General features: G+C 72.3%; 14 protein-coding genes. 10 read left to right on the top strand and 4 right to left on the bottom strand.

Going from position 1 to position 20,652, the window contains the following annotated elements; genetic code table 11:
- The first annotated feature begins 60 nt into the window (after positions 1 to 60).
- Both ACIA6C_RS05845 and ACIA6C_RS05840 read left to right on the top strand, forming a co-directional pair.
- Positions 61 to 234, top strand: a complete 174-nt coding sequence (locus ACIA6C_RS05845) for a hypothetical protein (RefSeq protein ID WP_361128270.1) — start codon at positions 61 to 63, stop codon at positions 232 to 234.
- Between the two features lie 79 nt (positions 235 to 313).
- Positions 314 to 3,379, top strand: coding sequence for an AAA family ATPase (locus tag ACIA6C_RS05840; RefSeq protein WP_399273162.1), 3,066 nt, complete (start codon positions 314 to 316; stop codon positions 3,377 to 3,379).
- A gap of 51 nt (positions 3,380 to 3,430) precedes the next feature.
- Here ACIA6C_RS05840 and ACIA6C_RS05835 read toward each other — a convergent pair whose 3' ends face one another.
- On the bottom strand, positions 3,431 to 4,597 hold the full coding sequence (locus ACIA6C_RS05835; protein ID WP_399274486.1) for a PQQ-dependent sugar dehydrogenase: 1,167 nt from the start codon (positions 4,595 to 4,597) through the stop codon (positions 3,431 to 3,433).
- Between the two features lie 359 nt (positions 4,598 to 4,956).
- Complete coding sequence (locus ACIA6C_RS05830) at positions 4,957 to 5,964, bottom strand: aldo/keto reductase (protein WP_399273160.1); 1,008 nt, start codon at positions 5,962 to 5,964, stop codon at positions 4,957 to 4,959.
- Between the two features lie 73 nt (positions 5,965 to 6,037).
- Between ACIA6C_RS05830 and ACIA6C_RS05825 the strand changes: the two genes are divergently transcribed.
- The 6 genes from ACIA6C_RS05825 to serA all read left to right on the top strand — a co-directional run bounded on the left by ACIA6C_RS05825 (position 6,038) and on the right by serA (position 15,895).
- Positions 6,038 to 6,985 carry a 2-hydroxyacid dehydrogenase gene (locus ACIA6C_RS05825; protein ID WP_399273158.1) on the top strand — a complete coding sequence of 316 codons (948 nt, stop codon included), beginning with the start codon at positions 6,038 to 6,040 and terminating at the stop codon, positions 6,983 to 6,985.
- Between the two features lie 346 nt (positions 6,986 to 7,331).
- On the top strand, positions 7,332 to 10,178 hold the full coding sequence (locus tag ACIA6C_RS05820; protein ID WP_399274484.1) for a putative bifunctional diguanylate cyclase/phosphodiesterase: 2,847 nt from the start codon (positions 7,332 to 7,334) through the stop codon (positions 10,176 to 10,178).
- A gap of 227 nt (positions 10,179 to 10,405) precedes the next feature.
- Complete coding sequence (locus ACIA6C_RS05815; protein WP_361128255.1) at positions 10,406 to 12,292, top strand: acetolactate synthase large subunit; 1,887 nt, start codon at positions 10,406 to 10,408, stop codon at positions 12,290 to 12,292.
- A 31-nt stretch (positions 12,293 to 12,323) separates the two neighbouring features.
- Entirely contained in the window at positions 12,324 to 12,848 is a 525-nt protein-coding gene (ilvN, locus tag ACIA6C_RS05810) for an acetolactate synthase small subunit (protein WP_136214556.1), read from the top strand.
- 149 nt (positions 12,849 to 12,997) lie between these two features.
- Positions 12,998 to 13,999: a ketol-acid reductoisomerase gene (gene ilvC, locus ACIA6C_RS05805; protein WP_136214557.1), complete on the top strand. Its 1,002-nt coding sequence runs from the start codon at positions 12,998 to 13,000 to the stop codon at positions 13,997 to 13,999.
- A 306-nt stretch (positions 14,000 to 14,305) separates the two neighbouring features.
- Positions 14,306 to 15,895 (top strand): phosphoglycerate dehydrogenase, encoded by a 1,590-nt coding sequence (gene serA / locus ACIA6C_RS05800; RefSeq protein ID WP_399273155.1) that lies wholly within the window; start codon positions 14,306 to 14,308, stop codon positions 15,893 to 15,895.
- A gap of 68 nt (positions 15,896 to 15,963) precedes the next feature.
- On the opposite strand, the gene ACIA6C_RS05795 is transcribed toward serA, so the two are convergent.
- Positions 15,964 to 17,505, bottom strand: coding sequence for an MFS transporter (locus ACIA6C_RS05795; protein ID WP_399273153.1), 1,542 nt, complete (start codon positions 17,503 to 17,505; stop codon positions 15,964 to 15,966).
- A 102-nt stretch (positions 17,506 to 17,607) separates the two neighbouring features.
- On the opposite strand from ACIA6C_RS05795, the gene ACIA6C_RS05790 reads away from it, so the two are divergent.
- On the top strand, positions 17,608 to 18,213 hold the full coding sequence (locus ACIA6C_RS05790) for a TetR/AcrR family transcriptional regulator (RefSeq protein ID WP_361128245.1): 606 nt from the start codon (positions 17,608 to 17,610) through the stop codon (positions 18,211 to 18,213).
- A gap of 49 nt (positions 18,214 to 18,262) precedes the next feature.
- Positions 18,263 to 19,468: a GDSL-type esterase/lipase family protein gene (locus tag ACIA6C_RS05785; protein WP_399273150.1), complete on the top strand. Its 1,206-nt coding sequence runs from the start codon at positions 18,263 to 18,265 to the stop codon at positions 19,466 to 19,468.
- 9 nt (positions 19,469 to 19,477) lie between these two features.
- Here ACIA6C_RS05785 and ACIA6C_RS05780 read toward each other — a convergent pair whose 3' ends face one another.
- Positions 19,478 to 20,620, bottom strand: coding sequence for a helix-turn-helix domain-containing protein (locus ACIA6C_RS05780; protein ID WP_361128240.1), 1,143 nt, complete (start codon positions 20,618 to 20,620; stop codon positions 19,478 to 19,480).
- Positions 20,621 to 20,652 lie beyond the last annotated feature (32 nt).

The raw sequence follows: 20,652 nt of genomic DNA, 5'->3' as shown, positions 1-20,652 counted from the left end.
GACGCGAATCTTGGACCACACCGAACGAGGTGCCCGAGAAACGCAACCAGGGAGTACGAGATGTTCGCCTACGAGATCGCCAATGCCCGCCGCGCCGACCTCATCCGCGAGGCCGACAACTACCGGCTGGTCCGGCAGGCCAGGAAGGCGCGCCGCGCCGCCTCCTCACGGAGCCAGGAATCGGGAGGGGCGGTGGTGACGAGCCAACGCAGCCGCTTCACACCGGCAGCGTGAACCGCCCCGCACCGCGGCTCCACTGACCGACATGACAAGCGCACCGATAACAAGTGCCGCAGGACAGCACCCCTGTGCGATGCTCGACGCCGTGGAGACCAGATCTGTCAGCCCGGTGTTCGTCGGCCGAGCCGATGAACTGGCCGCCCTCGTCGACGCTTTGACGCGCGCCGCCGGACACGAGCCGCAAGCCCTCCTCATCGGCGGAGAGGCGGGGGTCGGCAAGACCCGCCTCACCGAGGAGTTCCTCGACGCGGCCGCCCGCCGAGGCGCCGTGGTGGCCGTCGGAGGCTGCGTGGAGATCGGGGCGGAGGGGCTGCCCTTCGCCCCCTTCTCGACCGCCCTGCGCAGTCTGCACCGCAGGCTCCCCGACGAGCTGACGGCCGCGGCCGCCGGCCAGGAGGACGAACTGGCCCGCATTCTCCCCGAACTCGGCGACACCCCCCGGGGCCCGCACGACGAGGAGAGCACCGCTCGGCTGTTCGAGCTGACGGCCCGGATGCTGGAGCGGCTCGCCGCGGACCGCACCATCGTGCTCGTCCTGGAGGACCTGCACTGGGCCGACACCTCCACCCGGCACCTCCTCGCCTACCTCTTCCGCACCCTGGTCAGCGGCCGTCTCGTCGTCGTCGCCACCTACCGCGCCGACGACGTCCACCGCCGCCACCCGCTGCGGCCCCTCCTCGCCGAACTGGACCGGCTGCGTACCGTCCAGCGGATCGAGCTGTCCCGGTTCAACCGGGCGGAAGTGCGCCGCCAGCTCGCCGGGATCCTCGCCGCCGAGCCCGACGAGGGCTTCGTCGACTCCGTTTTCGAACGCTCCGACGGCAACGCCTTCTTCGTCGAGGAACTCGTCGCCTGCCGGGCGAGCGGCTGCCACGCCGGACTCACGGAATCCCTGCGCGACCTGCTGCTCGTACGTGTCGAGGTCCTTCCCGACGCCGCCCAGCGCGTGGTGCGCATCGTCGCCGAGGGCGGCTCCACCGTCGAGTACCCGCTGCTGCGGGCCGTCGCCGGACTCACCGAGGACGAACTGATCGAGGCCCTGCGGGCCGCCGTCGGAGCCAACATCCTGCTCGCGACGCCCGACGGGGACGGTTACCGGTTCCGCCACTCCCTGGTGCGCGAGGCCGTCAGCGACGACCTCCTGCCCGGGGAGCGGGCCCGCGTCAACCGACGCTACGCCGAAGCCATGGAAGCCGACGACTCGCTGGTCCGCGCCGAGGAGCGGGTCATCCGGATGGCCACCTACTGGTACCACGCCAACGATCCGGCGAAGGCGCTTCCCGCGGTGCTCGCCGCCTCGGTGGCCGCCCGGCGCCGGCACGCCTACTCGGAGCAGCTGCGGCTACTGGAACGCGCCCTGGACCTGTGGGAGAGCGCCCCCGCCGAGGTCCGCGACGCCCTGCGCCCGGTGGACTACACCGACGTGTACCCCCCGTGCGGCTGCGACCCGGCCACCACCGCGCTCGCCCGGCTCGACCTGCTCGCCGAGGCGACCGTCGCGGCCCGGTTCGGCGGCGAACGCGAACGCGCCCTCAAGATCACCAAGATGGGGCTGAGGCTCCTCGAAGAGGACCAGGACCCCCTGCGGGCCGCCTGGTTCTGGGCCGAGCGCTCCTCCCTGGTCGCCGGCCTCGGCCGGGGCGACGGGTGGGAGGAACTCGCCAAGGCGCAGGAACTCGTCCAGGGACTGCCCCCGTCGCACGTCCACGCCCAGGTCCTGGTCCGGGCCGCGGGCTGGGGCATGCTCCACAACCCCGGCCCCGGAAACCTGGAGGCCGCCGAACGCGCCGTCGAGTACGCGCACATGGTGGGCGCCGAGGAGATCGAGCTCAACGCCCGCATCACCATGGGCTCCCTGCTCGCCGACTCCGGCGAACGCGAAAGGGGCCTCGCGGTGATGGCCGAGGTGAAGGAACGCGCCACCGCATCCGGCTACTTCATGCTCGCCGGCCGGGCCCACATCAACCTCAGCTCCCAGCTGGAGAGTCTGGGACGGTCCGCGGAGGCCGTGGAACTGGCCCAGCTGGGGGTCGAACTCGTCGGCAAGGCCCGGCTCCTGGACATCCAGGCCTGGATGTTCGGGAACATGGCGGAGAGCCTCTACAGCCTCGGCCGCTGGGACGAGGCCGCGGAGGCGGCCCGGCGCACCCTGCGGGTCGGCCAGAGCGCCGCCCCGCGCGGCTCCGGCGCCGCGCGCCTGGCCTACCTCGCCCTGGCCCGGGGCGAGCTGAGCGAGACCGCGACGCAGCTCGCCGCCGCCCACGCCCACTTCGGCACGCACGACACCCAGCCCCAGCACCGCATACCCCTGTACCGCCTGGCCGTCGGACTGGCCGCGGGGGAGGGCCGGATCGCCGACGTCCGCGCCGAGGTCGCCGAGGCGATCGCCGCCGGCTTCCCGCTCGGCCACCACCGCTACGCCTGGCCGCTGCTCCTCGCCGCGGCGACCGCGGAAGCCGACGCCCGGGGCCTGCCCGCCGCCGACGCCGGCCGCGCCGCCGCCGTGGACGCCCTGCGCGCCGCCGCGCGGAACCTGGCCACCCCGGTGCCGGTGTGGGCCGCCCACGCCGAGTACCTGCGCGCCGAGCTCCGCCGGGCCGAAGGCGAGGACACCGTCCGCGACTGGACCTCGGTCGTGCAGGCGGTCTCATCGCTGGACCGCCCCTACCTGCTGGCCCGCGCCCGCCACCGGCTCGCCGAGGCCCGCCTGGCGGCCGGCTGCGACCGCGAACGGGCCGCGGCCCTGGTGCGTGACGCGTACGCCACCGCCGAGCGGCTGGGCGCCCGCCGGCTGAGCGAGTGCCTGGTGCTGCTCGCTCAGCGGGCCAGGCTCCCCCTCACCGCCCCCCGGCCGGCCGGGCAGCCTGCCGCACCGGAAGCGGACCCGGTCGAGACGCTCGGCCTGACCAGCCGCGAGCGGGACGTGCTCCGGCTGGTCGCGACGGGCAGCACCAACCGGCAGATCGCCGAGGAGCTGTTCATCTCCCCGAAGACGGCGAGCGTGCACGTCTCGAACATCCTGGCCAAGCTGGGCGTCTCCGGCCGCGGTGAGGCGGCTGCCCTCGCCCACCGGCTGCGGTTGTTCGACCCGGCCCTCCACCCGGCCCCACCCGCCCCGGCGGTACCCGGCCGGCTGTGAGGCCCGCCCCGGCGGTACCCGGGTGAAAGCCCTGCGGTCCGCCCGGGGCCGTCACCGCACCGTCAGCGTCAGGATCCTGTCGTCACCCGCCTTCGGCGTCCCGCGCCCGTCCGTCTCGCTGGTGACCAGCAGCAACCTGTCCCCGCCCAGGGCCACCACCGTCCGCAGCCGGCCGTACGTGCCCTGGAGGAACGCTTCCGGCTGCGCCACCGGCGTCGCCCCCGACAAGGGGATCCGCCACAGCCGCTCGCCCTTCAAGGCCGCCATCCAAATCGAGCCCTCGGCCCACGCGATCCCGCTCGGCGAGGCCTCATCCGTCTTCCACACCGCCACCGGATCCCGCAGGCCGGGTCTGCCCGCCTTCCCCTCGGCCTCGGGCCAGCCGTAGTTGCCACCCGGCTCGATGAGATTGAGCTCGTCCCAGGTGTGCTGGCCGAACTCGGAGGCCCACAGCCGCTTGTCCTGGTCCCAGGCCAGCCCCTGAACATTGCGGTGCCCGTAGGAGTAGACGACGGAGTCGGGATCGGGATTGCCATGCACCGGCTGCCCGTCCGGGGTCATCCGCAGGATCTTCCCGCCGAGCGACTTCTTGTCCTGCGCCAGCGCGGTGTCCCCCGTCTCCCCGGTCCCGGCGTAGAGCATCTTGTCCGGGCCGAAGGCGATCCGGCCGCCGTTGTGTATGACGCCCTTGGGGATGCCCCGCAGGATGGTGTCCGGGGCGCCCAACTGCTGTCCAGGTGCACGGCCGGGGTCGTACCGCATCCGGGCGATGCGGTTGTCCGACTCGGTCGTGAAGTACGCGTACACCAGATGGTCCGAAGCGAAGGAGGGGGACAGGGCCAGCCCCAGCAGCCCGCCCTCACCGCCCGGTGCCACCCCCGGCACCTCGCCGATCCGCGTCACCGTGCCCGTGTCCACCCGCACCCGGCTGATGGTCCCCTTGTCCCGCGAGGCCACCAGCAGGTCGCCCTCCGGCAGCGGCGCCACCCCCCACGGCGACTCCAGGTCCTTGGCGACCTCGCCTGTCACGGTCACCGACCCCTTCGCGGGTGGCGCCGGCGCCCGCGGGGAGCCGGACGGGCCGCCCGAGGCAGCGGTCGCCCGCGCGGAGGCCGGCGCGTCCGGTGGTGAGCTGCCCGGCCGCGCGGTGGAGCCGCCCGGCGGTGAACATCCCGCCGCCAGCAGAGCCCCGCACCCCGCCAGGGCGAGAGCCGCCAGTGCTCCTCGCGGCCGGGCGCGCGGGCCCTCGTAAGGCAAGTGCGGTCGCGGCGCCTCCCCGAACCCTCGCAGCCGCGCACGGCCCCGCGCCGCCCCCGCCGGTCCCCGTCCGTATCGCATCGCCCTGCTCCCCTCCGGTCCTGTGACTGTGCCCTTCCATCTGACTCAACAGCCACGGCCCTACCCGAAGTTCCACCGCTCGTACACTCGATCGAGTGGATGTCCGGGCGGTCGGGGAGCGCCCCGGGGACGCCCGCAAAGCCGGAAAACCCCGGCTCCGGAGCCGCGAACCCCCGGCTCCGGAGCCGCGAACCCCCGCCCCCGGAGCGCTGTAGGGGCCCGCCCCGGAGCGGGCCCGCTCAGTCCCAGGCCCCTACCGCCGCCGGCAGCCCCGCTATCTCCGCCAGATCGGCGGCCGTCAGACGCACCTCGGCCGCCCGCGCGTTCTCCGCCGCCCAGTGCGCCCGGTCCGCGCCCGGCACCGGCACCACGTGCGGCCCCTGCGCCAGTACCCACGCCAGCGCCACCTGGGCCGCGGTCACCTGCGGCCCGTGCCGCAGGGCCACCCGGCGCAGCCCCGCGACCAGCACCTGGTTCGAAGCCATCGCCTCCGCCGTGAACCGCGGGTGCCGGGCCCGCACGTCCTGCGGCTCGAAGCCCGCCCCCGGCCGCAGCGTCCCCGTCAAGAAGCCGCTGCCCAGCGGCATCGCCGCCAGGACCCCCACCCCCCGCGCCGCACACCAGGGCAGCAGCTGCCACGCCGCCTCCGGCGACCACACCGACAGCTCCGCCTGCACCGCGCTCACCGGGAACACCTGCTGCGCCCGCTCCAGGTGCCGCACCGTCGCCCGGTACCCCCGGTCCCCGCGCCGCCCCGCCCCCGGGCCGGCCCCCGCCCCCAGCGCGCAGAACCCGAGCGCCCGCACCTTCCCCGCCCCCACCAGCTCCGCCATGGCGCCCCACGTCTCCTCCACCGGGACGTCGGGATCGACCCGGTGCAGCTGGTACAGGTCTATGACGTCGGTCCGAAGCCGCCGCAGCGACGCATCGCACGCCCGCCGCACGTACCCCGGGCGCCCGTCGGCCACCACGTGCTGCTCGCCCGCCCGCAGCCCCACCTTGGCGGACACGAAGGCATCGGAGCGCCGCTCCCGCAGCACGCGCCCGAGCACGAGCTCGTTGGTGTACGGCCCGTACACATCGGCCGTGTCCAGCAGGTTCGCCCCCAGGTCCAGCGCCGTGTGCAGGGTCCGCAGCGACTCCTCGCCCCGGCGGTGCGAAGGCGCGTACCCCCAGCTCATCGGCATGCAGCCGAGCCCGACGGCGCCCACCGTCAGCGGTCCCGCCCCGATCGACCTGCGCTCCACCCCTGCGTCCCCCTCCCGGTCCGGCCCTCAAACTAACGGCTTGATCCCGATGCCTTCGCATAGCCTCGTGATCATGACTGCAACGACCGGGGACGTATGGCTCCCCTTCCCCGCCGAAGACGTCGACGGGCTCCCCGACTGCTTCCGCTACCGGCTCTGGGACGGCGAGGAGCACTTCCCGGCGGATCCGCAGCCGTGCGTCTTCTACGTCACGCCCTACATGAAGTCCCCGGCGGTGACCCTGCGCCCCCTGGCCGGCATGCCCGCCATCCGCGTCGTGCAGACCCTGACGGCCGGCATCGACCACGTCCTGCCCGGCGTCGATCGCCTGCCTTCCGGCGTACGGCTGTGCAACGCGCGCGGCGTCCACGAGGCGAGCACCGCCGAACTGGCCCTCACCCTGATCCTCGCCTCCCTGCGCGGCATCCCCGGCATGGTGCGCGGTCAGGACCGCGAGGAGTGGCGCTCCGGTTTCTACGAGGCGCTCGCCGACAAGTCCGTCCTGATCGTCGGCTACGGGTCGATCGGAGCGGCCGTCGAGGACCGGCTGGAGCCGTTCGAATGCCGGCGGATCACACGCGTCGCCCGCTCGGCCCGCTCGGTGCCGCGCGGTCCGGTGCACGCCCTCGCCGACCTGCCCCGGCTGCTGCCGGAGGCGGACGCGGTGGTCCTGTGCACGCCGCTGACCGAGGAGAGCCGGGGCCTGGTGGACGCCGGGTTCCTCGGCCGCATGAAGGACGGCGCCCTGCTCGTGAACGTCGCCCGCGGGCCGGTCGTCGACACCGGGGCGCTGCTGGCCGAGCTGGGCTCGGGACGGCTGCGGGCGGCGCTGGACGTCACCGACCCCGAACCGCTGCCCGCCGGACACCCGCTCTGGCACGCCCCGAACCTCCTGATCACGCCTCACGTGGGGGGCAGCAGCAGCGCTTTCGAGCCACGCGCAAAGCGCCTCGTCGCCCGCCAGCTCACCCGTTTCGCCGCGGGTGAACCCGTGGAGAACACGGTGTTGATCACCGACTGAGGGCAGGATGGTGACCATGCGCATTCGCGCGGGTGCGCGCAGTGGCCACAGCCCTCCCGTTGGTGACGGAGAGTAGAGACTCTATGTCGCTGAGTGACGAAAGTGGTGTATCGTCCGGAAGAAGGGGCTGCGCCACGAACGTCTGGCGCTGGGGAGTGATCAGACCATTTGGGGGGCGACGGGCGATGCACGGCCAATGGACGAACGATCCGCTGCGGCACAGCCGCCGGAAGCGACGACGGGGTGTACCGGAACCGGTCGGCGAGGGGGCCCGGTGAGCGCCCCGGGGGCGGCGCTCCTGACCCGCCCGCCCGGCCGCGGCGGAGGCCGGGGCAGGGGCCTGGCGATGCAGTTGGTCCTCGCCGCCGCCTGCGCCGGATACGCCGTCGGATCGGCGCTCGGCTGGGGCTCGAAGCAAGTAGCGGATTTCATGGGGGACTTCGGTCTCAGCGGGGCCGCGTTACTCGCCGCCGTCTCCTGCTACGGCTACGCGCGCACCATCGACCCGCGCGAGCGGCCGGCCTGGCTGCTCTTCGCCTTCTCGTCCCTCATGGGCGCCTGCGGGAACGCCGTCTGGGGCTGGTACGAGGTGGTCCTCGGCAGTGAGGTGCCCAAGCACTCGCTCGCCGACTTCGCCTTCCTCTGCTTCGCGCCGCCCGCGATCGTGGGCCTGCTCGTCCTCGCCAAGCGCCCGGTCACCCGTGCCGGGTGGGTCTGCCTCGGGCTCGACTCCTGGCTCATCGGCGGCTCGCTGCTAACCCTTTCCTGGAGTTTGGCGCTCGCGAACGCCGCGCGCACCGCCCAGTCGGGGACCCCCAGCAGCGTGCTGAGCGCCGCGCTCACCCTCGCCTACCCGATCCTCGACATCGCGCTCGTCTCGATAGTCCTGGTCCTGCACTTCAGGCGCTCCGAGAGCAACCGGTCCGCCGTCAACACCGCCATCGCGGCGCTGGCCCTGACCGTACTCAGCGACGCGCTGTTCACCTCACCGCTGCTCAGCGCCGAGTACAAGTCCGGTCAGCTGCTGGACGCCGGGTGGTTCGCCGGCTCGCTGCTCCTCGCGTACGCGCCCTGGGGCCCCCGGCGCAGCCACCCGGTGCCCGTCGTCGCCCGGCACCCCCGGGGAGACCGGCCGGTCAGCCGTCCCATCACCGGATCGCTGACCGCGCTCACCCCGTACCTCGCCGCCGCCGTCTGCACGCTGGGGATCCTGTACAACGTCGTGGACGGCCGCAAGGTCGACCGCGTGGTCGTCTTCACCGGCTGCACGGTCGTGCTCGCCCTCGTCATCCGCCAGGGCATCATGCTCCTCGACAACATCGCGCTCACCCAGGAACTGGCCCAGAAGGAGAACCACTTCCGCTCCCTGGTCCAGGGTTCGAGCGACGTCATCATGATCGCCGCGCCGACGGGGACCCTGCGCTACGTCAGCCCCGCCGCCGCCGGGGTCTACGGCCGCGAGGCGGAGGAACTCGTCGGCACCGAACTGGCCACCTTGATCCACCCCGACGACCTGGGCCGCGTGGTCCACGAGGTCCGCCGCTTCCTCGCCGCGCCGCCCACCGAGGAACCCACCACCCGCATCGAGTGCCGGTTCAAGTCGGGCGGCGGCGAGTGGCTCAACGTCGAGTCCACCGTCAACCGCCACCAGGGCGGCCTCATCCTCAACAGCCGGGACGTCACCGAGCGGGTCCGCCTCCAGGCCCAGCTCCAGCACAGCGCCGAGCACGACGCGCTGACCGACCTGCCCAACCGGGCCCTGTTCACCCGCCGCGTCCGCCAGGCCCTCACCGGCCGCCGGGCCGGCGACCACAGCACCGCCGTGCTCTTCATCGACCTCGACGGCTTCAAGGCGGTCAACGACACCATCGGGCACCAGGCCGGCGACGAACTGCTCGTCGAGGCGGCGCGCCGCCTCCAGGACTCCGTCCGGGCCGGGGACACCGCGGCCCGCCTCGGCGGGGACGAGTTCGCCGCCCTGATCGTCGGCGACGGCAGCCGCGACCGCAGCGCCCGCGAGTACCAGGTGCGCGAGATTGCCGACCGGCTGCGCGCCACACTGTCCCAGCCGTACCGGATCTCCGGGAGCGAGGTCCGCGTCGCCGCCAGCATCGGGGTGGCCTTCGCGGACCCCGGCATCACCCCTTCGGACCTGATGCGCAACGCGGATCTGGCCATGTACCGGGCCAAGGCGGGCGGCAAGGACCGCGTCGAGCTGTACGCGCCGCAGATGCAGGCCGAGGTCGTGCGCAAGGCGGAGCTGGCGGGCCGGCTGCGCACCGCGCTCCATGACGGCGAGTTCGCCCTGCTGCACCAGCCCGTGGTGTCGCTGGCCACCGGGGAGGTCACGGCGGTGGCCGCACAGGCCCGCTGGCGCTCCGCCCAGGGGATCCTCTTCACCCCGGCCGAGTTCCTGCGCGTCACTGAGGCCGGCGAAGGCACGCGCGCGGGCTCCCCGGGCTCCCCGGGCTCCCCGGGCGCCTTCGCCGGGGCCGCGGCCGGACGCGCCGCCGAGCTGGGGCGCTGGCTGCTGGAGGAGGCCGTGGAGGTGGCCGCGGAGCGGCACCGGGCCGGGCACGACGTCCCGGTGGCCGTCCGGATGACCGCCGAACGGCTGTTGGACCGCGGTACGCCGGAGGCCTCGGTGGAGGCCCTGCTGACCCGCCACGGGCTGCCGTCCGGCAGGCTGGTGATCGAGCTCGCCGACAACGACCCCAGGGTGCCCTTCGACGAGCTGGAGCGGCGTCTGGCGGCCTTGCGCAGGCTCGGCGTCCTGATCGCGCTCGACGGCTTCGGCAGCGGTTACGCGGCCATCAGCGCCCTGCGCCGCCTCCCCGTCGACATGCTCAAGCTGGACCGCGGCCTGGTCGAGGGCGTGGTCGAGTCCCCCCGCCTCCACAAGATCACCGCGGGGCTCTTGCGGATCGCAAACGACCTCGGCATGCAGTCCGTGGCCGACGGGGTGGACCTGCCCGAGCAGGTCATGGCGCTTCGCTCGATGGGGTGCACCCACGGCCAGGGAATGGCCTTCTCCGGGCCACTCGACGAATACAGGCTGCGGCGCGCGCTCGTGCGCGGTACGTTCCCAGTACCGGGCGCGCTGGCCCAGCCCGCCTTGGCCGGTGGCTCGCCCAGTGGCTCGATGGTCACCCTCAGAGGCTCACATAATGAGACGCCCGTCCCACCTACTTGACATCGACCTCCCGCCAGAGGGAGGGTCAATGCCATGCGCACCCGAATTCTCGTACTTGGAAAGCGCGTCGGCTGAAGCCGGGGTCGGTATGTCCCCGCTCCACAACGCCCGACGCGCTCCCCTCGCTTGCCTCCCGGCACGAGGGGTTTTTTGTTGCACTGGCACACGCCCCCGGCCACGGTCGGGGGATCCCCGCTCCTCGTAAAACCCTCAGCTTCGAGAAGAGAATGCCGATGACCGACCAGGCCACCGGGGCCCACCATCCGCAGCCGCGGCCCCGTACGGGTGGACAGCAGTCCGCCGCAGTTGAGCACGTCACGGGTGCGCAGTCCCTCATCCGCTCTCTCGAAGAGGTGGGGTGCGACACCGTGTTCGGCATCCCGGGCGGCGCCATCCTTCCCGCCTACGACCCGATGATGGACAGCAAGAAGGTCCGTCACATCCTGGTCCGCCACGAGCAGGGCGCAGGCCACGCCGCGACCGGCTACGCCCAGGCGACCGGCAAGGTCGGCGTCTGCATGGCCACCTCCGGCCCCGGCGCCACCAACCTGGTCACCCCGATCGCCGACGCCCACATGGACTCCGTCCCGCTGGTCGCGATCACCGGCCAGGTCTCCTCCAAGGCGATCGGCACCGACGCCTTCCAGGAGGCGGACATCGTCGGCATCACCATGCCGATCACCAAGCACAACTTCCTCGTCACCAAGGCCGAGGACATCCCGCGGACGATCTCCGAGGCGTTCCACATCGCCTCCACCGGCCGCCCCGGCCCGGTCCTGGTCGACATCGCCAAGGACGCGCTCCAGGCGAAGACGACCTTCTCCTGGCCGCCCACCCACGACCTGCCCGGCTACCGGCCGGTCACCAAGCCGCACGCCAAGCAGATCCGCGAGGCCGCCAAGCTCATCTGCCAGGCCAAGCGCCCGGTCCTGTACGTCGGCGGCGGCGTCATGAAGTCCGGCGCGACCGCCGAGCTCAAGGTCCTCGCCGAACTGACCGGCGTCCCCGTCGCCACCACCTTGATGGCCCTCGGCTCGTTCCCCGACAGCCACCCCCTGCACGTCGGCATGCCCGGCATGCACGGCTCGGTCACCGGCGTCACCGCGCTGCAGAAGTCGGACCTGCTGATCGCCCTCGGCACCCGCTTCGACGACCGCGTCACCGGCAAGCTGGACAGCTTCGCCCCCTTCGCGAAGGTCATCCACGCGGACATCGACCCCGCGGAGATCGGCAAGAACCGCGAGGTGGACGTCCCGATCGTCGGCGACGCCCGCGAGGTCATCGCCGACCTGATCCAGGCCGTCCAGGCCGAGCACACCGAGGGCAACGCGGGCGACTACAGCGCCTGGTGGAAGGACCTCAACCGCTGGCGCGAGACGTACCCGCTGGGCTACGACCTGCCCTCGGACGGCATGCTCTCCCCGCAGCAGGTCATCCAGCGCATCGGCGAGCTCGCCCCCGAGCACACGATCTACGCGGCCGGCGTCGGCCAGCACCAGATGTGGGCCTCGCACTTCGTCAACTACGAGGAGCCCCGCACCTGGCTGAACTCCGGCGGCGCCGGAACCATGGGTTACGCCGTCCCGGCGGCCATGGGCGCCAAGGTCGGCATGCCCGAGCGCACGGTCTGGGCGATCGACGGCGACGGCTGCTTCCAGATGACCAACCAGGAACTGGTCACCTGCGCGCTCAACAACATCCCGATCAAGGTCGCGATCATCAACAACGGCGCACTGGGCATGGTCCGCCAGTGGCAGACCCTGTTCTACAACCAGCGGTACTCCAACACCGTCCTGCACGCGGACGAGACCGGTCACGACACCGTCGGCTCCCAGCTCGGCGAGTCCGTCGCCCCCCGCCAGGGCACCCGCGTCCCGGACTTCGTCAAGCTGTCCGAGGCGATGGGCTGTGTCGCCCTGCGCTGTGAGGACCCGGCCGACCTGGACCGTGTCATCGCCGAGGCCAACGCGATCAACGACCGTACGGTGGTCGTCGACTTCATCGTCCACGAGGACGCCATGGTGTGGCCGATGGTCGCCGCCGGCACCTCCAACGACGAGGTCATGGCAGCCCGGGGCGTCCGTCCCGACTTCGGCGACAACGAAGACGACTGAGCCGAGAGAGCCGAGAGAGAGAACGCCCCACATGTCCAAGCACACGCTCTCCGTCCTGGTCGAGAACACGCCCGGCATCCTCGCCCGGATCGCCGCGCTGTTCTCCCGCCGCGGGTTCAACATCGACTCCCTCGCGGTCGGCGTCACCGAGCACCCCGACATCTCCCGCATCACCATCGTCGTGAACGTCGAGGACCTCCCGCTGGAGCAGGTGACCAAGCAGCTGAACAAGCTGGTCAACGTGCTCAAGATCGTCGAGCTGGAACCGCACAGCGCCATCGAGCGCGAACTCGTTCTGGTGAAGGTCCGCGCCGACAACGAGACCCGCTCCCAGATCGTCGAGATCGTGCAGCTGTTCCGAGCCAAGACGGTCGACGTCTCCCCGGAGGCCGTCACCATCGAGGCCACCGGCGGCAGCGACAAGCTCGGCGCCATGCTCAAGATGCTGGAGCCCTTCGGCATCAAGGAGCTCGTGCAGTCCGGCACGATCGCCATAGGGCGTGGCGGCCGGTCCATCACGGACCGCAGCCTGCGCGCGCTCGACCGCAGCGCCTGACCGATCGCCCCGCGCGGCGGCCTTGCGCGGCGACCCGCCGGTGACCCGGCGACGACACGCAAGCCGCCCGCATGGCGAGACCGAGAAACTCTCATTCCGTTCCCCGCCGTACGGTGGGAGCAACACCAGCGCACCAAGGAGATATCCCAGTGGCCGAGCTGTTCTACGAGAACGACGCCGACCTGTCCATCATCGCGGGCCGCAAGGTCGCGGTCATCGGCTACGGCAGCCAGGGCCACGCCCACGCGCTGTCGCTGCGCGACTCCGGCGTCCCTGTCGTGGTCGGTCTGAAGGAAGGCTCTAAGTCCAAGGCCAAGGCCGAGGAGCAGGGCCTCAAGGTCCTCCCCGTCGCCGAGGCCGCCGAGTGGGCCGACGTCATCATGATCCTGACCCCGGACCCGCTCCAGGCCGAGATCTACGAGGAGTCCGTCAAGGACCACCTCAAGGACGGCGACGCGCTCTTCTTCGGTCACGGTTTCAACGTCCGCTACGGCTTCATCAAGCCCCCGGCCAACGTGGACGTCGCGCTCGTCGCGCCGAAGGGCCCGGGCCACCTGGTCCGCCGCCAGTACGAGGAAGGCCGCGGCGTGCCCTGCATCGCCGCCGTCGAGCAGGACTACACCGGCAACGCCTTCGCGCTCGCGCTCTCGTACGCGGCCGGTATCGGCGGCACCCGCGCCGGCGTCATCAAGACGACCTTCACCGAGGAGACCGAGACCGACCTGTTCGGTGAGCAGGCCGTCCTCTGCGGTGGCGCCTCCGCCCTGGTCAAGGCCGGTTTCGAGACCCTGACCGAGGCCGGCTACCAGCCGGAGATCGCGTACTTCGAGTGCCTGCACGAGCTCAAGCTCATCGTGGACCTGATGTACGAGGGCGGCCTGGAGAAGATGCGCTGGTCGGTCTCCGAGACCGCCGAGTGGGGCGACTACATCACCGGCCCCCGCATCATCACCGACGCCACCAAGGCCGAGATGAAGAAGGTCCTCGCGGAGATCCAGAGCGGCGAGTTCGCCAACACCTGGATGGCCGAGTACAAGGCGGGTCTGCCGAAGTACAACGAGTACAAGAAGGCCGACGAGGCGCACCTGCTGGAGACCACCGGCAAGAAGCTGCGCAAGCTGATGAGCTGGGTCGACAACGACGAGAGCTGATCGGGTGAGGCGGCGGGCCCGGGACCGAGTCCCGGCCCCGCCGCGCACCACCGGCCCCGGCCGCCGCGGCGTCACCGCCGAGCCGATCAGGCCGGATCGGCACCCTCCGAAGCCGCCGATTGTCCACCCCGGCCAATCACGGACGGGTGATCCTTCCGTACAGGCGGAGTTCCGGCCCGGAAGCGCTACTACACTGCTCAACACAACGCGTCAGGCCCACAGTGTCGTGCGTCTTCCACGCGGCTACCCCCTCCACCGCCTGCGGCCGTCGGGACGGCCGTCCGCACTGGACTTGTGAGGACCCACGTGAGCTCGAAACCTGTCGTACTCATCGCCGAAGAGCTGTCGCCCGCCACGGTGGACGCGCTCGGCCCTGACTTCGAGATCCGGCACGTCAACGGAGCCGACCGGGCGGAACTGCTGCCCGCGATCGCGGACGTGGACGCGATCCTGGTCCGCTCCGCCACCAAGGTCGACGCCGAGGCCATCGCCGCCGCCAAGAAGCTCAAGGTCGTCGCCCGCGCCGGCGTCGGCCTCGACAACGTCGACGTCTCCGCCGCCACCAAGGCCGGCGTGATGGTCGTGAACGCGCCGACCTCGAACATCGTGACCGCCGCCGAACTGGCCTGCGGTCTGCTCGTCGCCACGGCCCGCAACATCCCGCAGGCCAACACCGCCCTCAAGAAGGGCGAGTGGAAGCGGAACAAGTACACCGGTGTCGAGCTGAGCGAGAAGACCCTCGGTGTCGTCGGCCTCGGCCGCATCGGTGTCCTGGTCGCCCAGCGCATGTCGGCCTTCGGCATGAAGGTCGTCGCGTACGACCCCTACGTACAGCCCGCGCGCGCCGCCCAGATGGGCGTCAAGATGCTGACGCTGGACGAGCTGCTGGAGGTCGCGGACTTCATCACGGTGCACCTGCCCAAGACCCCCGAGACCCTCGGTCTCATCGGGGACGAGGCCCTGCACAAGGTGAAGCCGTCGGTCCGTATCGTCAACGCCGCCCGCGGCGGGATCGTGGACGAGGCCGCGCTGTACTCGGCCATCAAGGAAGGCCGCGTCGCCGGCGCAGGCCTGGACGTGTACGCGAAGGAACCCTGCACGGACTCCCCGCTGTTCGAGCTCGACCAGGTCGTCTGCACCCCGCACCTCGGCGCGTCCACGGACGAGGCCCAGGAGAAGGCCGGTGTCTCGGTCGCCAAGTCGGTGCGCCTCGCCCTCGCCGGTGAGCTCGTGCCCGACGCGGTCAACGTCCAGGGCGGCGTCATCGCCGAGGACGTGCGTCCCGGCCTGCCGCTCGCCGAGAAGCTCGGCCGCATCTTCACCGCCCTCGCGGGCGAGGTCGCGGTCCGCCTCGACGTCGAGGTCTGCGGCGAGATCACCCAGCACGACGTCAAGGTGCTGGAACTCTCAGCCCTCAAGGGCGTGTTCGAGGACGTCGTCGACGAGACGGTCTCCTACGTCAACGCGCCGCTGTTCGCGCAGGAACGCGGTGTCGAGGTCCGGCTGACCACCAGCTCGGAGTCCCCGGACCACCGCAACGTGGTGACCGTGCGGGGCACCCTGTCGGACGGTCAGGAGGTCTCGGTCTCCGGCACGCTCGCGGGCCCCAAGCACCTCCAGAAGATCGTCGGCATCGGCGCGTACGACCTCGACCTCGCGCTCGCCGACCAGATGGTCGTCCTGCGCTACGCCGACCGCCCGGGCGTCGTCGGCACCGTCGGCCGCATCCTCGGCGAGGCCGGTCTGAACATCGCGGGCATGCAGGTCGCCCGTGCCGAGGAGGGCGGCGAGGCGCTCGGCGTCCTCACCGTCGACGCGGAGGTCCCGGCCAACGTCCTCACGGACATCGCCGCCGAGATCGGCGCCGTCTCGGCGCGCACGGTCAGCCTCACCTGATCGGCCGTACGCGCAGCGGAAGGGCCCCGGTTCCCCCGGGGCCCTTCCGCTTTTTTCCTGTACGAGGCTCAGTGCGCGAGGACTCCGGGGGCCTCGGCCGGCTCCGCCGCGGCCGGGGCGGGAGCTCCCACGCCCCGCATCGAGACCACCGCGAGCACCGCCGCCGCGAGCAGCAGCGCCGTGCCGCCCCAGGCCGCGTACCGCATCCCGTGCACGAAGGCCTCCCGGGCCAGCGTCAGCACCTGCCCGCCCGCCTCCCCGCCGAGCCGCTGGGCCACCGCCACCGCGCCGCCCAGGGTCTCCCGTACGGCCGGGTCCGCGCCGGCCAGGTCACCGCGGTAGACGGCGGTGCCGAGGCTGCCGAGGAGCGCCATCCCGAGGGCCCCGCCGAACTCCTGGCCCGTCTCCAGCAGGGAGGCGGCCGAACCGGCCTTCTCGGCGGGGGCGGATCCCAGCGCCATGTCGGAGACGAGGGACATCACCGTCACGATGCCGGAGGCGAGGACGCCGGCTGCGACCAGCAGCAGCCACAGCGAGTCGGTGCCGAGGAGGCCCATCAGGGCGAACCCGGCGGCGGCGAGGACGAACCCGCCGGCGATGACGTAGGCCCGGTCGGTCTTCTGGGCGAGGGCCGCGCCGACGGGGGCGGCGGCGCCGATGGCCAGGGAGGGGGCGAGGCTCCACAGGGCCGCTTCGAGGGTGCCCATGCCCAGGACCGACTGCAGGTACTGGGTGGTGAAGTAGGCCGAACCCATCATGGCGAAGGCGGCGACGGTGTTGAGGCCGATGCCGGCGCCGAACCCGCGGCCCTGGAAGAGCGCACGGCTGATCATGGCGTCCTCACGGGTGCGCTGGCGGCGCAGGAACACGTAGCCGAAGACCAGGCCGACCGCCACGCAGCCGAGGTAGAGCGGCTCGAAGCCCTCGGCGGCGATCTCCTTGAGGCCGTAGACCAGCGGCAGGACGGCGGCCGTCGACAGCGGGACGCTCAGCAGGTCGAAGCGGCCGGGGGCGGGGTCCTTGAACTCCGGGACCAGCACGGGGACCAGGAGCAGCAGGAGCAGCATCGCGGGGACGTTGATGAGGAAGACCGAACCCCACCAGAAGTGGTTCAGCATCAGGCCGCTCATCACGGAGCCGAGGGCGATGCCGCCGGTCATGACGCCGGACCAGATCGCGATGGCCTGGCCGCGCTGCTTGGCGTCCTGGAAGAGGTTGCGCACCAGTGCCAGCGTGGACGGCATCAGGGTCGCACCGCCGATGCCGAGCAGGACGCGGGCCGCAATGAGCATTTCCGGGCTGGTGGCGTAGGCGGCGCCGACGGAGGCGAGGCCGAACGCGGCCGCGCCCATCAGCAGCAGCTTGCGGCGGCCGATCCGGTCGCCCAGCGAACCCATGGTGATGAGGAGTCCGGAGAGGGCGAAGGCGTAGCTGTCGAAGATCCACAGCTGCTGGGTCGCGCTCGGGTCCAGCTGCCGGGTGATGGCGGGGATGGCGAAGTAGAGGACGGAGACGTCCATCGAGACCAGGAGCAGGGGCAGCACGAGAACGGTGAAGGCGATCCATTCACGGCGGCCGGCGAGGCGCGCTGTAGCAGCGGGGTTCGTCATGAGAAGTAATGTACAGACGTCATAAACGTCTGTCTAGTACGACTGTGTGGAACGTTCGTCAGGGACATTCGTCTATGACGCTTGTCTTGTTATGCTGCGGCCATGGGACATCGTGAAGATCTGCTCGTGGGCGCGAAGAAGTGCCTGATGGAGAAGGGTTTCGTGCGGACCACCGCGCGCGACATCGTCAACGCCTCGGGTACGAACCTGGCGTCCATCGGCTACCACTACGGCTCCAAGGACGCGCTGCTGACCCAGGCCTACATCGAACTCATCCAGCAGTGGGGCGACACCTGGACGGCCGACAGGGTCGGCGAGGACGGCTCGCTGGAACGGTTCCGCTCGGTGTGGGAGGGCGTCGTATCGGGGCACGAGCAGAGCGGTCCGCTGTGGGCGGCGAGCATGGAGGTCGCACTCGGCGGCGAGCGGCTGCCGCAGCTGCGCCAACTCCTCGCAGCCTCGCAGGGAGAAGGGCGCAAGGGCATGATCGCGCTCATGACGGGCCGGCCGGAGGAGGAGCTGACGGACCGGGAGGTGCGCACCCTCGGGGCGTTCTACCAGGCGCTCCTGAACGGCCTGATGATCCAGTGGATCTTCGACCCCGAATCGGCGGCCACGGCCGAGGAGTTCACCGAAGGCATGCGCATGGCCGCCGAAGGCATCTTCCGGGCCGCGGGGGGACAGGCGAAGGCCGACGACGGCGCCTAGCGGGCGGGGCGGCCGGGGGAGCCGGGGGAAAACCATGCGGCGCCCGGTCATGCCGTGTGGCTATCGTCGCTGGTCACCCCCTAAGGAGGCCAAAGTGGCGGACTGGACCACCACCCCTGTCGGACCCCACATCCTGCGCGGTGCGCTCGAACTGGAGCGCACCGCGCACGGGTTGCTCCCGCACCGGCTGCCGGGCCGGGCGCGAAGGCAGTGCCCCGACCCCTACCTCGCGATGGTCGAGTCCCAGCCCTCCGGCGTCCGGCTGGCCTTCCGCAGCCGCGCCACCGCCGTCGAACTGGACGTCCTGCCCACGAAGGTGGCCTACAAGGGCGCACCGCCGCAGCCCGACGGCGTGTACGAACTGGTCGTCGACGGCCGTCTGACGGCCAGTGCCGTCGCCGCCGGCGGGAACGTGCTCACCGTCGACATGACGGGCGGGTCCGGGGTGACCGAGCCCGGAGACGTCGCCACCGTCCGCTTCACCGCACTGGCGGCCGGGGAGAAGGACATCGAGATCTGGCTGCCCCAGGCGGAGATCACCGAACTGGTGGCCCTGCGCACCGACGCGCCCGTCAGCGGGGCGGCCGGCCACGGACGCCCGGTGTGGCTGCACCACGGCAGTTCGATCAGCCACGGTTCGAGGGACTCCGGTCCGACCGGCACCTGGCCGGCCGTCGCCGCGCGCGCGGGCGGCGTGGAGCTGGTCAACCTGGGGTTCGGCGGCAACGCGCTGCTCGACCCGTTCACCGCCCGGGCCATGCGGGACACCCCCGCCGACCTGATCAGCGTCAAGATCGGCATCAACCTGGTCAACACCGACCTGATGCGGCTGCGCGCCTTCGGCCCGGCGGTCCACGGCTTCCTCGACACCCTCCGCGAGGGGCACCCGAGCGCGCCGCTGCTCGTCGTCTCGCCGATCCTGTGCCCGATCCAGGAGGACACCCCCGGGCCCCTCGCGCCGGAGTTCGAGAACGGGACGCTGAGGTTCCGGGCGACGGGCGACCCGGCGGAGCGGGCCGCCGGGCGCCTCACCCTCAACGTCATCCGTGACGAGCTGGCCCGGATCACGGCCGCCCGCGCGGCCGAGGACCCCCACCTGTACTACCTGGACGGCCGGGTCCTCTACGGCGAGCCGGACCTCGCCGGCCTCCCCCTCCCGGACGGCATCCACCCCGACGCCGCCGGCCACCGCCGCATCGGCGAGCGCTTCGCGGAACACGCCTTCGCGCCCGGCGGCCCGTTCGCGCCGAAATAGCGGCTCCGGTCAGCGCAGGCGGGCCGTTTTGAGGGCCATGTGGAGCAGGAGGCGGTCCTCGCCCTCGTCCAGGTCGAGGCCCGTCAGGTGCTCCACTCTGCCCAGGCGGTAGTACAGGGTCTGGCGGTGGATGCCGAGGGCGGCTGCCGCGCGGCCGGCTTGGCCCGCGCAGTCGAGGAAGACCTCCGCCGTGCGGGCCAGTTCGCGGTGGGCCGGGGCGAGGAGGGCGCGGGTCGCCGGGTCGTCCGGCGGGGCCGTCGCCAGTGTGGCCAGCATCCGGTACGGGCCGATCGCCGACCACCGGGCCACCGGGCCGAGCCGGGGCTGGGCGGCCGCAGCCCGGGCCGCGGCCCAGGCCTGCGACCAGGCGTCGGCCAGCCCCGCCGTCCCGCGCCGGGGCTCCGCGATCCCGGCGGTGGCCGCGGCGGCTCCCCGGGGCAGCAGCCGGGCCGCCACCGCCTCCGCCGGGGTCGGCGCGTCCGCCGAGCGGAGCCTGACCAGCAGGGCCAGCCCCGGCGGCCCCGGGGACGGCGCCACGCACACCGCCGCCGCGCCCGGGACCGAGCCCGGGGCCTCCCCGGCCCACGGGGTCAGGCACACCAGGGCGTGCAGGCCGTCACCGTCCGGGCCGAGGGCGGAGCGCAGCGCGGCCTCCGCCATCTCCCGCTCCCAGCCCCGCCCGGCGGTGAGCGCCGTGCGGAACTCCCTCGACAGGTCCGCCCCCGCCCGGGCCTCCTGCGCGAGCAGCACCCCGATCCGCTCGGCCACCTCCATGGCGGAGGCCAGCGCCGCCGGGCCGGGTCCCTCGCCGGCTCCGGGCTCCGGATCCAGCAGCCACACGTAGCCCTGCACGATGCCCCGGTACCGCACCGGGAGGCAGATCCGGCCCCGGAACACCCCCGCGTCCGGCGCCGCCGGGATCCGTACCGGTCCGGTGGCGCGGGCGATGCCGAACGCCTCGAACCAGGCGCGGACGGCCGCCGTCGACTGCCGGGTGAGGATCGAACGGGTCCGGACCGGGTCCATGGCGAGATCGTCGTCGCTGTCGTGTGCGCCGAAGGCGATGAGGCGGAAGTCCCGGTTCTCCAGCGTCGCCGGGGCGCCGACCAGCGCCGAGATCTCATCCACCAGGTCTTGGTAATCGCCCTTCACCCGCACATTCTCCCACCCTCCGAACCGGTCGT

It is taken from the genome of Streptomyces sp. NPDC051578, assembly GCF_044454045.1.
GTDB lineage: Bacteria > Actinomycetota > Actinomycetes > Streptomycetales > Streptomycetaceae > Streptomyces.
This window is presented reverse-complemented; position numbering and strand designations above follow the sequence as displayed.

Excerpts from the sequence above, each read along its gene's own strand:
- ilvN (WP_136214556.1), top strand. The coding sequence starts at position 12,324 with ATGTCCAAGCACACGCTCTCCGTCCTGGTCGAGAACACGCCCGGCATC.
- ACIA6C_RS05840 (WP_399273162.1), top strand. The coding sequence starts at position 314 with ATGCTCGACGCCGTGGAGACCAGATCTGTCAGCCCGGTGTTCGTCGGC.
- ACIA6C_RS05820 (WP_399274484.1), top strand. The coding sequence starts at position 7,332 with ATGCAGTTGGTCCTCGCCGCCGCCTGCGCCGGATACGCCGTCGGATCG.
- ACIA6C_RS05825 (WP_399273158.1), top strand. The coding sequence starts at position 6,038 with ATGACTGCAACGACCGGGGACGTATGGCTCCCCTTCCCCGCCGAAGAC.
- ACIA6C_RS05785 (WP_399273150.1), top strand. The coding sequence starts at position 18,263 with ATGCCGTGTGGCTATCGTCGCTGGTCACCCCCTAAGGAGGCCAAAGTG.
- ACIA6C_RS05790 (WP_361128245.1), top strand. The coding sequence starts at position 17,608 with ATGGGACATCGTGAAGATCTGCTCGTGGGCGCGAAGAAGTGCCTGATG.
- ACIA6C_RS05815 (WP_361128255.1), top strand. The coding sequence starts at position 10,406 with ATGCCGATGACCGACCAGGCCACCGGGGCCCACCATCCGCAGCCGCGG.
- ACIA6C_RS05795 (WP_399273153.1), bottom strand. The coding sequence starts at position 17,505 with ATGACGAACCCCGCTGCTACAGCGCGCCTCGCCGGCCGCCGTGAATGG.
- ACIA6C_RS05845 (WP_361128270.1), top strand. The coding sequence starts at position 61 with ATGTTCGCCTACGAGATCGCCAATGCCCGCCGCGCCGACCTCATCCGC.